Origin of the sequence: Actinoplanes sp. NPDC023714, from assembly GCF_040639855.1 — a bacterium.
In the GTDB taxonomy this organism is placed as follows: domain Bacteria; phylum Actinomycetota; class Actinomycetes; order Mycobacteriales; family Micromonosporaceae; genus Actinoplanes.
Map to the genome: position 1 here is coordinate 760,318 of NZ_JBFAAR010000001.1, position 13,145 is coordinate 773,462.

General features: G+C 71.4%; 11 protein-coding genes. All 11 read left to right on the forward strand.

Translation table 11 applies throughout. From position 1 onward, the window contains the following. Window positions 1–30: 30 nt before the first annotated feature. A complete protein-coding gene (locus AB0G10_RS03695) occupies window positions 31–357 on the forward strand; it encodes a YlxR family protein (protein ID WP_360915918.1) in 327 nt (108 codons plus the stop codon). 107 nt (window positions 358–464) lie between these two features. Further along, window positions 465–3,560, forward strand: coding sequence for a translation initiation factor IF-2 (gene infB / locus AB0G10_RS03700; protein ID WP_360915921.1), 3,096 nt, complete (start codon window positions 465–467; stop codon window positions 3,558–3,560). 68 nt (window positions 3,561–3,628) lie between these two features. Further along, window positions 3,629–4,651 carry an SAM-dependent methyltransferase gene (locus AB0G10_RS03705; RefSeq protein ID WP_360915924.1) on the forward strand — a complete coding sequence of 341 codons (1,023 nt, stop codon included), beginning with the start codon at window positions 3,629–3,631 and terminating at the stop codon, window positions 4,649–4,651. A gap of 34 nt (window positions 4,652–4,685) precedes the next feature. Next, window positions 4,686–4,979 (forward strand): DUF503 domain-containing protein, encoded by a 294-nt coding sequence (locus AB0G10_RS03710; RefSeq protein ID WP_360915927.1) that lies wholly within the window; start codon window positions 4,686–4,688, stop codon window positions 4,977–4,979. Window positions 4,980–5,051: 72 nt separating this feature from the next. Then, window positions 5,052–5,510, forward strand: coding sequence for a 30S ribosome-binding factor RbfA (gene rbfA, locus AB0G10_RS03715; protein WP_360915930.1), 459 nt, complete (start codon window positions 5,052–5,054; stop codon window positions 5,508–5,510). Continuing rightward, complete coding sequence (locus AB0G10_RS03720; protein WP_360915933.1) at window positions 5,507–6,508, forward strand: bifunctional oligoribonuclease/PAP phosphatase NrnA; 1,002 nt, start codon at window positions 5,507–5,509, stop codon at window positions 6,506–6,508. Before rbfA ends, AB0G10_RS03720 begins: the two co-directional genes overlap by 4 nt. A gap of 502 nt (window positions 6,509–7,010) precedes the next feature. After that, window positions 7,011–8,324 carry an MATE family efflux transporter gene (locus tag AB0G10_RS03725; protein WP_360915936.1) on the forward strand — a complete coding sequence of 438 codons (1,314 nt, stop codon included), beginning with the start codon at window positions 7,011–7,013 and terminating at the stop codon, window positions 8,322–8,324. A 9-nt stretch (window positions 8,325–8,333) separates the two neighbouring features. Then, window positions 8,334–9,215, forward strand: coding sequence for a tRNA pseudouridine(55) synthase TruB (gene truB, locus AB0G10_RS03730; RefSeq protein ID WP_360915939.1), 882 nt, complete (start codon window positions 8,334–8,336; stop codon window positions 9,213–9,215). Between the two features lie 33 nt (window positions 9,216–9,248). Then, window positions 9,249–10,172: a bifunctional riboflavin kinase/FAD synthetase gene (locus AB0G10_RS03735; protein WP_360915942.1), complete on the forward strand. Its 924-nt coding sequence runs from the start codon at window positions 9,249–9,251 to the stop codon at window positions 10,170–10,172. Window positions 10,173–10,286: 114 nt separating this feature from the next. Then, window positions 10,287–10,556 (forward strand): 30S ribosomal protein S15, encoded by a 270-nt coding sequence (rpsO, locus tag AB0G10_RS03740; RefSeq protein ID WP_360915945.1) that lies wholly within the window; start codon window positions 10,287–10,289, stop codon window positions 10,554–10,556. Between the two features lie 189 nt (window positions 10,557–10,745). Continuing rightward, the gene (locus AB0G10_RS03745) at window positions 10,746–13,085 is read left to right on the forward strand and encodes a polyribonucleotide nucleotidyltransferase (RefSeq protein WP_360915948.1); all 2,340 of its coding nucleotides are present in this window, start codon (window positions 10,746–10,748) and stop codon (window positions 13,083–13,085) included. Window positions 13,086–13,145: the final 60 nt, after the last annotated feature.

A 13,145-nucleotide genomic window follows, 5' to 3' on the forward strand; every position in this document is an offset into this window, starting at 1 on the left:
CGCGTCCGGCGCGATCGAGGGGTAGACTCAATGGCGGTCGGCCCGACGCGAACCTGCGTCGGCTGTCGTAATCGCGCGCCGGCCGCATCATTGCTGCGGTTCGTCGCGGCCGGATCCGGGGATGACCTCCGGCTTCTGCCCGATCCGGGCCGCCGACTGTCGGGCCGGGGAGCTCATCTGCATCCCGACCCGGCCTGCTTCGCGCAGGCAGAGCGGCGTCGCGCCTTCGGGCGTGCGCTACGTCTCACCGGTGTTGCTGACACCGAGTTGCTTGCCGAGCACATCCGGGCGGTCTCCGTGCCGTTCGGACCCACCGATGACGAGGCGTCGGCGCCTCGTCACGACCCAGCAAGGTAGGACGACCCAGATGAGCACACGATGAAGTCCCTGAAATGACCAGGCTTCTAGTGCACGAGTGAGGTCTGTGCGGGTGCTGCTCGCACGACCTCGAAGTGAGGAGTGCAGTGCCAGGCAAGGCCCGCGTACACGAGCTCGCCAAAGAGCTCGGGGTCGACAGCAAGACCGTTCTCGCCAAGCTCAAGGACATGGGCGAGTTCGTCAAGTCCGCGTCCAGCACCGTCGAGGCCCCGGTGGCCCGGCGGCTCCGGGGCGCCTTCGAGTCCGGTGGATCCGGCGCGCCGTCGGCGCCCTCGGCTCCGTCGCCCAGTCCCTCCGCGTCCAGCGCGCCGGGTGCCACCTCGGCCCCGCGTCCGGGCCCGCCGATGGGGCGGCCTCAGCCGCCGCGTCGTCCCGGCCCGCCGCAGGGTGGTGGCGCGCCCAGCGCTTCCCCGACCTCGCCGGCTCCGTCGCCCGGGCAGTTCGCCCGGCCGAAGCCGGTTCCCGGCCGCCCGGGCCCGACGCCCGGCCCGGTCGCCAAGCCGGCCAGCGCGCACGACATCGAGGTGGCCGCCGCCGAGGCGCGCGCCTCGGCGCTGAAGGCCGAGCAGGAGGCTGCCGTCAAGGCCGCCCAGGCTGCTCAGGCCGCGCGTACCGCCCGTGACGCCGAGCGCCGGCAGCCGCCGGCCGACGGTGGCCCGCGTGGTCCGCGTCCCGGCCCCGGCATGGTTCCGCCGCGCCCGGGTTCGCCCGCGGCCGGCCGTAACAACCCCGGTACCCCCGGTGGTGGCCCGCGTCCCGGCCCGGCCGGTGGCGGTCCCCGCCCGCCGGCGCGTGGTCCCGGCAACAACCCGTTCGGCGTCTCCGGTGGCGCGGCCGCTTCGCGTCCGTCCCCGGCCTCGATGCCGCGTCCCAACCAACCCGGCATGCCGCCGCGGCCCAGCCCTGCCTCGATGCCGCCGCGGCCCAGTCCCGCGTCGATGCCGTCGCAGCGGCCCGCGGGCCCGGGTCGTCCGGGTGGCGGCGCCGGTCGTCCCGGCGGTCCCGGTGGCGGCCGTGGCGGCCCCGGTGGCGGCGGTGGCGGCGGCGGTTACCGCGGTGGCGGTGGCGGCGCCGGTGGCGGCTTCCGTCCCGGTGGCGGCGGTGGCGGCGGCGGTGGCTTCCGTCCCGGTGGCGGCGGTGGCGGCGGCGGTGGCTTCCGTCCCGGCGGTCCCGGTGGCGGTGGCGGCGGCCCGGTCGGCGCCGGTGCTCCCGGACGTCCGGGTGGCGGCGGTGGCCGTGGTCGCGGTGGTGGCGCGGCGGGTGCCTTCGGGCGTCCCGGCGGCCGGCCGACCCGTGGCCGCAAGTCGAAGAAGCAGCGGCGTCAAGAGTTCGACAACCTGTCGGCTCCGCAGATGAGCTCGGGCGCTCCGCGCGGTAACGGCCAGGAGATCCGGCTGTCCCGCGGCGCGTCGCTCTCCGACTTCGCTGACAAGATCAACGCCAACCCCGGCTCGCTCGTCCAGGAGATGTTCAACCTGGGTGAGATGGTGACCGCCACGCAGTCGGTGTCCGACGACACCCTGCTGCTGCTCGGCGAGCACCTGGGCTTCGACGTCAAGATCGTCAGCCCGGAGGACGAGGACCGCGAGCTGCTCGCGCGGTTCGACATCGACCTCGACGCCGAGGTGGCCGAGGAGCGTCTCGTCACCCGTCCGCCGGTCGTGACCGTCATGGGTCACGTCGACCACGGTAAGACGAAGCTCCTCGACGCGATCCGCAAGACCAACGTGGTCGCCGGCGAGGCGGGTGGCATCACCCAGCACATCGGCGCCTACCAGGTCGTCGTCCCCCACCAGGGGGAGGAGCGGGCGATCACCTTCATCGACACCCCGGGTCACGAGGCGTTCACCGCCATGCGTGCTCGCGGTGCCAAGGTGACCGACATCGTCATCCTGGTCGTCGCGGCCGACGACGGCGTCATGCCGCAGACGGTCGAGGCCCTCAACCACGCCAAGGCGGCCGACGTGCCGATCGTGGTCGCGGTGAACAAGGTCGACAAGCCGGACGCCAACCCGGAGAAGGTCCGCCAGCAGCTCGCCGACTACGGCCTGCTCGCCGAGGACTACCAGGGCGACACGATGTTCGTGAACGTGGCCGCCAAGCCGGGCATCGGCATCGACGACCTCCTCGAGGCCGTCCTGCTGACCGCCGACGCGGCGCTCGAGCTGACCGCCCCGATCGACGGCCCCGCCCAGGGTGTCGCGGTCGAGGCGCACCTGGACAAGGGTCGCGGCGCCGTGGCCACCGTCCTGGTGCAGAAGGGCACGCTGCGTGCCGGTGACTCGATCGTGGCGGGTGGCGCGCACGGCCGCGTCCGGGCCATGCTCGACGAGAACGGCAACCAGGTCGCCGAGGCGGGTCCGGCACGTCCGGTCCTGGTGCTCGGTCTGACCTCGGTGCCGAGCGCGGGCGACACGTTCCTCGCCGCCGAGGACGACCGCACCGTGCGGCAGATCGCCGAGCAGCGGCAGGCTCGCCGCCGTGCGGCGACCTTCGCCAACTCGCAGCGTCCGAAGTCGATCGAGGACATGATGCGCGACATCAAGGAGGGCGAGAAGGCTTCGCTCACCTTGGTCATCAAGGGTGACGGCTCCGGTTCGGTCGAGGCCCTCGAAGAGGCGCTGTTCAAGATCGAGATTCCGGAAGAGGTCCAGCTCAAGGTCATCCACCGCGGCGTCGGTGCGATCACCGAGAGCGACGTCAACCTGGCGTCGGCCTCGTCGGACCAGGTCGCCACGATCATCGGCTTCAACGTCCGGGCCTCCAACAAGGTCAAGGAGATGGCCGACCGCGCCGGCGTGGAGATCCGCTACTACAGCGTGATCTACCAGGCCATCGAGGAGATCGAGGCGGAGCTCAAGGGTCTGCTCAAGCCGGAGTACGAGGAGGTTGAGCTGGGCACCGCGGAGATCCGCGAGGTCTTCCGCTCGTCCAAGATCGGTCTCATCGCCGGTTGTATCGTCCGGTCGGGCCTCATCAAGCGCAACGCGAAGGCCCGCGTCATCCGCGAGGGCACGGTCGTGGCCGACAACGTCACGATCAGCTCGCTCAAGCGGTTCAAGGACGACGCCACCGAGGTCCGCGAGGGCTTCGAGTGTGGTCTGACCCTCCAGGGTTACGGCTCGCCGCAGGTCGGCGACGTGATCGAGACCTGGGAGATGCGCGAGAAGCCGCGGGCGTGAGCCTGAGGTGACACGTTGAAGGCCCCCGGTGCTCAGGCACCGGGGGCCTTCGCTGCAAAATGACAGCCATGTCCCGGTATGCCTTGCTGCTCGCTCCGTCCGCCAATCGTGTCTACGCCGATCAGGCGTCCAAGATGTCCCAGGCGGAGCTGGCCGCTTTCGGCGCGGTGCTCTCCGCCGGCCTGGACGACATCGCCACCGCCCAGATCGGCGGGGTGGAGTACCTGACGTTCACGTCGGAGCTGACCGAGCCCGACATCGCCCACCTCGCCAACATGTCGTCGGCGTACGCCCTCTTCGAGCGGGTGGACGACCTGCTGCGGCCGCTCGCGACGACCCCGCTGGCCCGCTACGACAGCGACCTCATCACCATCCCGAAGTACGCTGGCAAGACCAACGAGCAGTTCACCAAGCTCGTGCTCAACCTCACCCTGCTCGCCTCGGCCTCGGCCGGCCGGATGCTCGATGGCGGCCTCACCGTCCTCGACCCGCTCTGCGGCCGCGGCACCACGCTCAACCAGGCCCTCATGTACGGCTACGACGGCATCGGCGTGGAGATCGACGGCAAGGACGTCGAGGCGTACAAGCTGTTTCTGCAGACCTGGCTCAAGCGCAAGCGGCTCAAGCACACGGCCGAGCTGGTCCCGGTGCGCCGCCAGGGCCGCCGGGCCGCCCGCCGCCTCGAGGTGACGCTCGCGCCGAGCAAGGACGACCACAAGGCCGGCGCCGTGCAGAAGGTGACCGTGCTGAACGCGGACACCACCCAGCTCGACGGCCTGATCCGCGGCAACGTCGCGGACGTGCTGGTGGCCGACCTGCCGTACGGCGTCGCGCACGGCAGCTACGACGACGAGGGCGGCATCTCCCGGCGCCCGCTGGACCTGCTGGAGCGGGCCGTGCCGCAGTGGCTGCCCCTGCTGCGCCCGGGCGGCGCGATCGGCCTCTCCTGGAACACCAAGGTGGCGAAGCGGGAGCTGGCCGAGGACATCCTGCTCGCGGCCGGCCTGGAGCTGGTCGAGCACCTGCCGCTGGAGCACCGGGTCGACCAGGGCATCGACCGGGACGTGCTGGTGGCCCGGAAAACGAGGTGATCACCGGCCTCCGCCGGCGTAACCTTGTCCGCTGATGTATACCGAGACCGCAGTCTTCGATCTGCTCCTGCCCGGTGACTCCCGCTCGCTGAAGCAGAAGCGCTCCTACGTCCGGCCGATCATCGCGATGCTGAAGAAGTTCGAGGTCAGCGTCGCCGAGGTCGGCTTCCACGACCTGCACGGCCGCTGCCAGCTCGGGGTGGCCGTGGTGGCGGCCGAGGCGGCCCAGGCCCGAGCCGTCGTCGACACCTGCGAGAACCAGGTGGCCGGCCGTCCCGAGGTCGAGTTGCTCTCGGTGAAGCGACGGCTTTACGGCGACGACGACTGACCTGGGTAGGCTTCAGCAGTTAGGGCGGGGGCAGGTTCTGACCCGCGAGAACCACAGTCGGAGGTGGGCGAGATGTCGGATCCGGCCAAGACGCGTCGGCACGCGGAGCGTGTCCGCGAACTGGTGGCTTCGCTGGTGCGGGAGATCAAGGATCCCCGGCTCGGCATGGTGACGATCACGGATGCCCGGATCACCGGCGACCTGCGTGAGGCGACGGTCTACTACACGGTGCTGGGCGACGAGACCGAGCAGTCCTCGACGGCGGCGGCCCTGGAGAGCGCGAAGGGGATGCTGCGCAGCCGGGTCGGTCACGCTCTCGGCCTGCGTCACTCGCCGAGCCTCGCGTTCGTGCTGGACAACGTGCTCGACCACGCCAAGGAGATCGACGATCTGCTGGCCGCGGCGAAGCACCGTGACGAGGAGGTCCACCGGCTCGCGGCGGGCAAGAAGTACGCCGGCGACCCGGACCCCTACAAGAGCGACGAGGACGAGGACGACGAGCGGGTGCCCGCCGCCGGGGACCAGGGGTGACTCCGTCCGCCGAGCAGTGGGCCGCCGCGGTCGCGGCGGTCCGCTCGGCCGGGCCGGACGACGAGATCCTGCTGATCTGCCACGTGAACCCGGACGGGGACGCGCTCGGCAGCATGCTCGGCGTCGCGCTGGGACTGCGCCGGCTCGGCCACACCCGTCTCCGGGCCACGTTCCCCGGCGAGTTCACGGTGCCCGGCCCGTACGCTGATCTGCCCGGTCTTGATCTTCTGGTGCCGGAGCCGGACGCCTGGCGTGACCCCCGCCTGGTCCTGATCTTCGACGTGGCGAGCGAGTCGCGCCTCGGCGCGCTCGCGGACCGTCTCGGCGCGCCCCGCAGCGTCGTGCTGGACCACCACGCCTCGAACACCGGTTTCGGTGGCGTGCGCCTCGTGGACCCGCACGCGGCGGCCACCAGCGTCGTCGCCGAGCAGCTGCTGGAGCGGCTCGGGGTGCCGCTGGACGCCGAGATCGCCGAGTGCTTCTACGTGGCTCTCGCGACCGACACCGGCTCGTTCAAGTTCGACATGACCACGGTAGCCGTGCACGAGCTGGCGGCCCGGCTGATCGCGACCGGGATCCGTCCCGGCGAGATCTCCCGGCGGATCTTCGACAGCCGCCCGTTCGGGGCGATGAAGCTGACCGGTGAGGTGCTCGGCCGGGCGGTCCTCGACCCGGCGGCGGCCGGCGGGCGCGGCATGGTCTGGACCTACGCGACCCTCGACGACCTGGAACGGCACGGCCAGCCGCCCTACGTGCTCGACACCCTCATCGATCCGGTCCGCTCGGTCGCCGAGGCGGACGTGTCGATCGTGGTGAAGCAGACCGCCGAGGGGGAGTGGTCGGTGTCGCTGCGCAGCAAGGGCGCCGTCGACGTGAGCGGGGTGGCGGTCGCGCAGGGTGGCGGAGGTCACCGCCTGGCGGCCGGGTTCACCGGTTACGGCGAGGCCGGTGACGTGGTGGCCACCGTGCGTCGCCTATTGGACGAACACCTGAACTGAACGACGTTTTCGCAGTTGAAGGGGTGTCACCCGAACGGGTGGCACCCCTTCTTCCTGTCCCGGATGGCGGGATCCGCCCATCGGCGCGCCGAGTGAACGTTAGTTTGGGTCCTGAACGGTGATTTGGTTTCACGCGGCCGCCACCACCGCCTCTCCGTGAGACCACGAGCCACCCGGGTCCACCGGCCCGGGCCGGTGTCACCTCCGCCAGTGGTCCGGCGATCCCGGACCGGGCGCTCACGTGACGCCCCGCTCGACCGATTCCGGGCGCCCGCCTGAGTGCGGGCGCCGTGTGGGAAGGAAACCCATCATGGCTGCCAAGCCGAAGCCCCAGCCCAAGCCCGCCGACGACGCCCGCGAGCAGGCTCGCCGGGCCCTGCAGGCCTCGCTGGACACGCGCCAGTAGATCCTTTCACCGGCCCATGCGCCGATTCGCCGGAATGCGGCGAACGGCCGGCATGCGCTGGTGGAGCTTTTTCGCCGGGCGGGCATCATGTAAGCCATGAGCCCGCCCGCAGCCATTACCGCGACACCCCGGCGGATCGCCGCGCTGGCCCTGCCTGCGCTGGTGGTGCTCGCCGCCGAGCCGCTCTACGTCCTGGTGGACACCGCTGTCGTCGGCCACCTCGGCCCGGTCGAGCTGGCCGCGATCGCGGTCGGCGGCACCGTCATGTCGGTGGCCGCCTGGTTCGGCACGCTGATGGCGTACGGGACGACCGGCCGCGCCGCCCGCCGCTACGGCGCGGGGGACCGCGCGGCCGCCGTGGCCGAGGGCGTGCAGGCGTCCTGGCTGGCGCTCGCCATGGGCCTGCTCCTGGCGCTGCTCGGGCTGGTCGGCGCCGGACCGGTCGCGCACCTGCTGGCCGGCAACGAGCAGACCGCCGAGGCGGCCGCCGGCTGGATGCGGATCGCCGCGTTCGGCGCGCCCGGCCTGCTGCTCGCCGCGGCCGGCAACGGCTGGATGCGCGGCGTCCAGGACACCCGGCGGCCACTGTGGATCGTGCTGGGCGCCAACGTGCTCTCCGCGATCCTCTGCCCGGTGCTGGTCTATCCGCTCGGGCTCGGCCTGACCGGCTCGGCGATCGCCAACGTGACCGCGCAGACCGCCGGCGGCCTGCTCTTCCTGCTCGCGCTGGTCCGCGAGACCCGCGCGCTGCGGCCCGTCCCCTCGGTCATCGTGAGCCAGATCGTGCTCGGCCGGGACCTGCTGATCCGCGGCGCGGCCTTCCAGGCGTGCTTCCTGTCGGCGACCGCGGTGGCGTCCCGGTTCGGCGTGGCGGCGGTCGGCGCCCACCAGATCGCCCTGCAGCTCTGGTTCTTCGCGGCGCTCGCCCTGGACGCCGTCGCGATTGCGGCGCAGTCCCTGGTCGGCGCGGCCCTCGGCGCCGGCGACGCGGACCAGGCCCGGGACGTGGCCCGGCGCGTCACGGTGGCCGGCGGCCTGGCGGCCGTCGTCTTCGCGCTGGCCGCCCTCGCCGGGGCGCGGGTCGTCCCCGGCCTGTTCACCGACGACCCGGCGGTGCTCGAGCAGGCCGCGGTCGTCTGGCCGTGGTTCGTCGGGCTGCTGCCGTTCGCGGGAGTGGTCTACGCCCTGGACGGCGTGTTCATCGGAGCCGGCGACGTCGCGTTCCTCCGTACGGTGACGATCTTCTCCGCTCTTCTGGGTTTTCTTCCCGCGATCTGGCTCGCCTACGCCTTCGACCTCGGTCTCGGCGGGGTGTGGGCCGGGCTCGGGCTCTTCACGCTGGCCCGGTTCGTGGCGCTCCTGCTGCGGTGGCGGTCGCCGCGATGGGTGGTGCTCGGAGCCGCCCGTTAGGGTTTTCCGGTGAACACGGACGGACTGATCGTGGTGGACAAGCCGGCCGGGATGACGTCGCACGACGTCGTCGCCCGGATCCGGCGGCTGGCGAAGACCCGGCGGGTGGGGCACGGCGGGACGCTGGACCCGATGGCGACCGGTGTCCTGATCATCGGGGTGAACCGGGCGACGCGGCTGCTCACGTACGTGATCGGCGCCTCGAAGAGTTACGCGGCGACGATTCGTCTCGGGGAGTCGACCGTCACGGACGACGCGGAGGGGGAGATCGTGTCTTCTTCGAGCGCCGGACATATCGGAAATATCGAGGTTTCTGAGGTCTTGGCCACGATGCGAGGCGAGATCGATCAGGTGCCCAGCGCGGTCAGCGCCATCAAGATCAAGGGTGTCCGGTCCTACAAGCGGGTCCGCGACGGTGAGGAGGTCGAGATCCCGGCGCGCCGGATCACGATCGCCAAGCTCGACGTGCTCGACATCCGGCGCGGCGACGCGACGATCGACGTGGACATCGACGTCACCTGCTCGTCCGGCACCTACATCCGGGCCATCGCCCGCGACCTCGGCGCCGCGCTCGGCGTCGGCGGCCACCTCACCGCGCTGCGCCGGACCGCCGTCGGCGACATGACCCTCGACGTCGCCGCCACCCTCGACGAGCTGGAGGAGCGCGCCCCGGACGTGGTCTCGCTGCCGATGGCGGAGGCGGCCCGGCGGGCGTTCCCGCAGCGCACCGCGTCCTGGGACGAGACGAGGGTGCTGCGGCACGGCGGCCCGCTGCCGGCCGCCGGGATCGACGGGCCGTACGCCGTCTTCGACCCGGACGGCCTGCTGCTCGCGATCGTCAGCGAGCGTGGTGGGAAGGCCAAGGCGGAGATCGTCCTGGCCCCGGCCTGAATCGATACTGTGTCACCGGAAGGGAGTTCTTCGATGCAGCGATGGCGGGGCTATGAGTCGGTCCCCGGGGGCTGGGGTCGCTCGGTCGTGACGATCGGCGTCTTCGACGGCGTGCACCGCGGCCACCAGGCGATCATCGGGCACGCCGTGAAGCGGGCCCGCGACCTCGGCCTGCAGTCCGTGGTGATGACGTTCGACCCGCATCCGGCCGAGGTGGTCCGGCCCGGATCGCACCCGGCCGTGCTCACCGAGCCGGTCCGCAAGGCGGAGCTGATCGAGGAGCTCGGCGTCGACGCGCTCTGCGTGGTGCCGTTCACCCCCGAGTTCTCGCACAAGGAGCCGAACGAGTTCGTCCACGACGTGCTGGTCGAGGCCCTGCACGCGGCCGTCGTGGTGGTCGGTGACAACTTCCGGTTCGGGCACCGGGCGGCCGGTGACGTGACGGCGCTGGAGACGCTCGGCCGCACGTTCGGGTTCACCGTGGAGGACGCGCCGCTGGTCGCCGACGACGGCCTGGTGTTCTCGTCGACCTACATCCGCAGCTGCGTGGACGCCGGTGACGTCCGGGCCGCGGCGGGCGCGCTGGGCCGGCCGCACCGGCTCTCCGGCGTGGTGGTCCGCGGCGACGCCCGGGGCCGCGAGCTGGGCTTCCCGACCGCGAACCTGATGGTGCACCGCTACGCCGCGGTGCCGGCCGACGGCATCTACGCGGCCTGGCTCACCCAGGGCGGGGTCCGCCGGCCGGCGAGTGTGTCGATCGGCACCAACCCGACGTTCTCCGGAACCGAGCGCCGGGTCGAGGCCTACGTGCTCGACTTCTCCGGCGATCTGTACGGTGAGCGCGTCCACCTCGATTTCGTGGCACACCTCCGTGAGCAGCGCACCTACGACGGGATCGAGCCGCTCATCGCCCAGATCAGGGCCGACGTGGAACAGACCCGGGCAACCCTCGCGTGACCGGCTGGTAGGCTGGAATGGTCGTTGGAATATCCGACACCGGTCCCGCATGCCTGCCCGACGCCGCGGGTCGCGGGGTAACCGTGCAATCGGCAACACAGAAGTCCGGAGAATATGGCGCTCGATCAAGAGACCAAGAACAAGATCATGGGTGAGTACGCGACCAAGGACGGCGACACCGGTTCGCCCGAGGTTCAGGTCGCGATGCTGACCAAGCGGATCGCCGACCTGACCGAGCACCTCAAGGTGCACAAGCACGACCACCACAGCCGGCGTGGCCTGCTGCTGCTGGTCGGTCAGCGTCGCCGCCTGCTGAACTACGTTCAGAAGAAGGACATCGCGCGTTACCGTTCGCTCATCGAGCGTCTCGGCCTGCGCCGATAGTTTGACTGCGGGGGCGGCCGACGGTCGCCCCCACAGGTTTCCACCCCACGGACCCGCGCGGATCACACCGTCAGCACCCGGTCCTCGGTAGTGGTTCCCAGGATCAAAGCCTGGGCACTTCGATCGAAGACCGGCCTTCTGAACCGCGCTGTAGACCGCCGGGTCCTCGACGAAGGAGTACCGCACTACATGACAGAGCAGAACAACGCTCTCGGCACCGAGTCCCGCACCGCCGTCATCGACAACGGATCGTTCGGCACCCGCGAGATCGTCTTCTCCACCGGCCGCCTCGCCAAGCAGGCCGCCGGCTCGGTGATCGTCCAGCTGGGCGACACCACCGTCCTCTCCGCCACGACCGCGAGCAAGCAGCCGAAGGAGCACTTCGACTTCTTCCCGCTGACCGTGGACGTCGAGGAGCGGATGTACGCGGCGGGCCGGATCCCCGGTTCGTTTTTCCGCCGCGAGGGTCGTCCCAGCGAGGACGCCATCCTCACCTGCCGCCTGATCGACCGGCCGCTGCGCCCGTCGTTCACGAAGGGCCTGCGCAACGAGGTCCAGGTCGTCGAGACCGTCCTCGCGCTCGACCCCGCCCACCCGTACGACGTCGTCGCCATGAACGCGGCCTCGATGTCGACCAAGCTCTCCGGCCTGCCGTTCAGCGGCCCGGTGGGCTCGACCCGGGTGGCGCACGTCGAGGGCCAGTGGGTCGCCTTCCCGACCCTCGAGGAGCTCGAGCGGGCCACGTTCGACATGGTCGTCGCCGGCCGGGTCACCGCCGACGGCGACGTCGCGATCATGATGGTCGAGGCCGAGGCCACCCCGCACGCGATCAAGCTGATCTCCGCGGGCGCCGTCGCGCCGACCGAGGAGGTCGTCGCCAGCGGCCTGGAGGCCGCCAAGCCGGCCATCCGTGAGCTCTGCCGCGCGCAGAGCGAGCTGGCCGAGGTCGCTGCGAAGCCGGTCGCCGAGTTCCCGGTCTTCCTGGACTACCAGGACGACGTGCTGCAGGCGGTGAGCGACGCGGTTCGCGCCGAGGTCGCCGAGGCCCTGAAGATCGCCGGCAAGCAGGAGCGCGAGGAGTCCCTCGACCTGGTCAAGGCGAAGGCGCACGAGCAGCTCGACGAGCGGTTCGAGGGCCGGGAGAAGGAGATCAGCGCGGCCTTCCGCTCGATCACCAAGTCCGAGGTGCGCCAGCGCGTGCTGCGCGACCAGGTCCGCATCGACGGCCGTGGCCCGCGTGACATCCGCCCGCTGACCGCGCAGGTCGGCGTGCTGCCCCGGGTGCACGGCTCGGCGCTGTTCGAGCGCGGCGAGACCCAGATCCTGGGCGTCACCACGCTGAACATGCTCCGCCTCGAGCAGTCGCTGGACACTCTCGCTCCCGAGAAGACCAAGCGCTACATGCACAACTACAACTTCCCGCCCTACTCGACCGGTGAGACCGGCCGGGTGGGCTCGCCGAAGCGCCGCGAGATCGGTCACGGCGCGCTGGCCGAGCGGGCCCTCGTCCCGGTCCTGCCGTCGCGTGAGGAGTTCCCCTACGCGATCCGCCAGGTCTCCGAGGCCCTCGGCTCCAACGGCTCCACCTCGATGGGCTCGGTCTGCGCCTCGACGCTGGCCCTGCTCTCCGCGGGTGTCCCGCTGAAGGCGCCGGTCGCCGGCATCGCGATGGGCCTGATCTCGGACGAGGTCGACGGCAAGACCGAGTACGTCGCGCTGACCGACATCCTCGGCGCCGAGGACGCGTTCGGCGACATGGACTTCAAGGTCGCCGGCACCAGCGAGTTCGTCACCGCCCTGCAGCTCGACACCAAGCTCGACGGCATCCCGTCGGACGTGCTGGCCGGCGCGCTGTCGCAGGCGCACGACGCCCGTGCCACGATCCTCGCGGTGATGACCGCGGCGATCGAGGCCCCGGCCGAGATGAGCGAGTACGCTCCTCGCGTCACCAGCGTGAAGATCCCGGTCGACAAGATCGGCATGGTCATCGGCCCGAAGGGCCAGACGATCAACGCGATCCAGGACGAGACCGGCGCCGACATCTCCATCGAGGACGACGGCACGATCTACGTCGGCGCGACCAACGGCCCGTCGGCCGAGGCCGCGGTCGAGCGGATCAACGCGATCGCCAACCCGACGCTGCCGAAGGTCGGCGACAAGTTCCTCGGCACCGTGGTGAAGACGGCCGCGTTCGGCGCGTTCGTCTCGCTGCTGCCGGGCCGCGACGGCCTGCTGCACATCTCCAAGGTGGGCGACGGCAAGCGGGTCGAGAAGGTCGAGGACTTCCTCAACGTCGGCGACAAGGTCGAGGTCCAGATCGCGGACATCGACCAGCGCGGCAAGATCTACCTCGACAAGGTCCGCCCGGAGGGCGAGGAGGCTCCGGCCGCCCCCGCCGCCGCCGGTGGCTCCGAGGGTGGCCGTCCCGAGCGCGCCCCGCGCGAGGACCGCGGCCCGCGTGAGGGTGGTGGCGAGCCCCGCCGCCGCCGGTCGCGCCCGTCCGGTGACCGTGGCGAGCGCCGCGACTAAGTGACAGAGCACAGCAACCGCGGGCCGGCCGGGAGGCCGGCCCGCGTTTCTACCAGGACC

What these genes read in the sequence shown, in the direction of transcription:
- AB0G10_RS03695 (WP_360915918.1), top strand. Translation starts at nt 31, where the DNA reads ATGGCGGTCGGCCCGACGCGAACCTGCGTCGGCTGTCGTAATCGCGCG.
- AB0G10_RS03705 (WP_360915924.1), top strand. Translation starts at nt 3,629, where the DNA reads ATGTCCCGGTATGCCTTGCTGCTCGCTCCGTCCGCCAATCGTGTCTAC.
- AB0G10_RS03710 (WP_360915927.1), top strand. Translation starts at nt 4,686, where the DNA reads ATGTATACCGAGACCGCAGTCTTCGATCTGCTCCTGCCCGGTGACTCC.
- rbfA (WP_360915930.1), top strand. Translation starts at nt 5,052, where the DNA reads ATGTCGGATCCGGCCAAGACGCGTCGGCACGCGGAGCGTGTCCGCGAA.
- AB0G10_RS03725 (WP_360915936.1), top strand. Translation starts at nt 7,011, where the DNA reads ATGAGCCCGCCCGCAGCCATTACCGCGACACCCCGGCGGATCGCCGCG.
- AB0G10_RS03735 (WP_360915942.1), top strand. Translation starts at nt 9,249, where the DNA reads ATGCAGCGATGGCGGGGCTATGAGTCGGTCCCCGGGGGCTGGGGTCGC.
- rpsO (WP_360915945.1), top strand. Translation starts at nt 10,287, where the DNA reads ATGGCGCTCGATCAAGAGACCAAGAACAAGATCATGGGTGAGTACGCG.
- AB0G10_RS03745 (WP_360915948.1), top strand. Translation starts at nt 10,746, where the DNA reads ATGACAGAGCAGAACAACGCTCTCGGCACCGAGTCCCGCACCGCCGTC.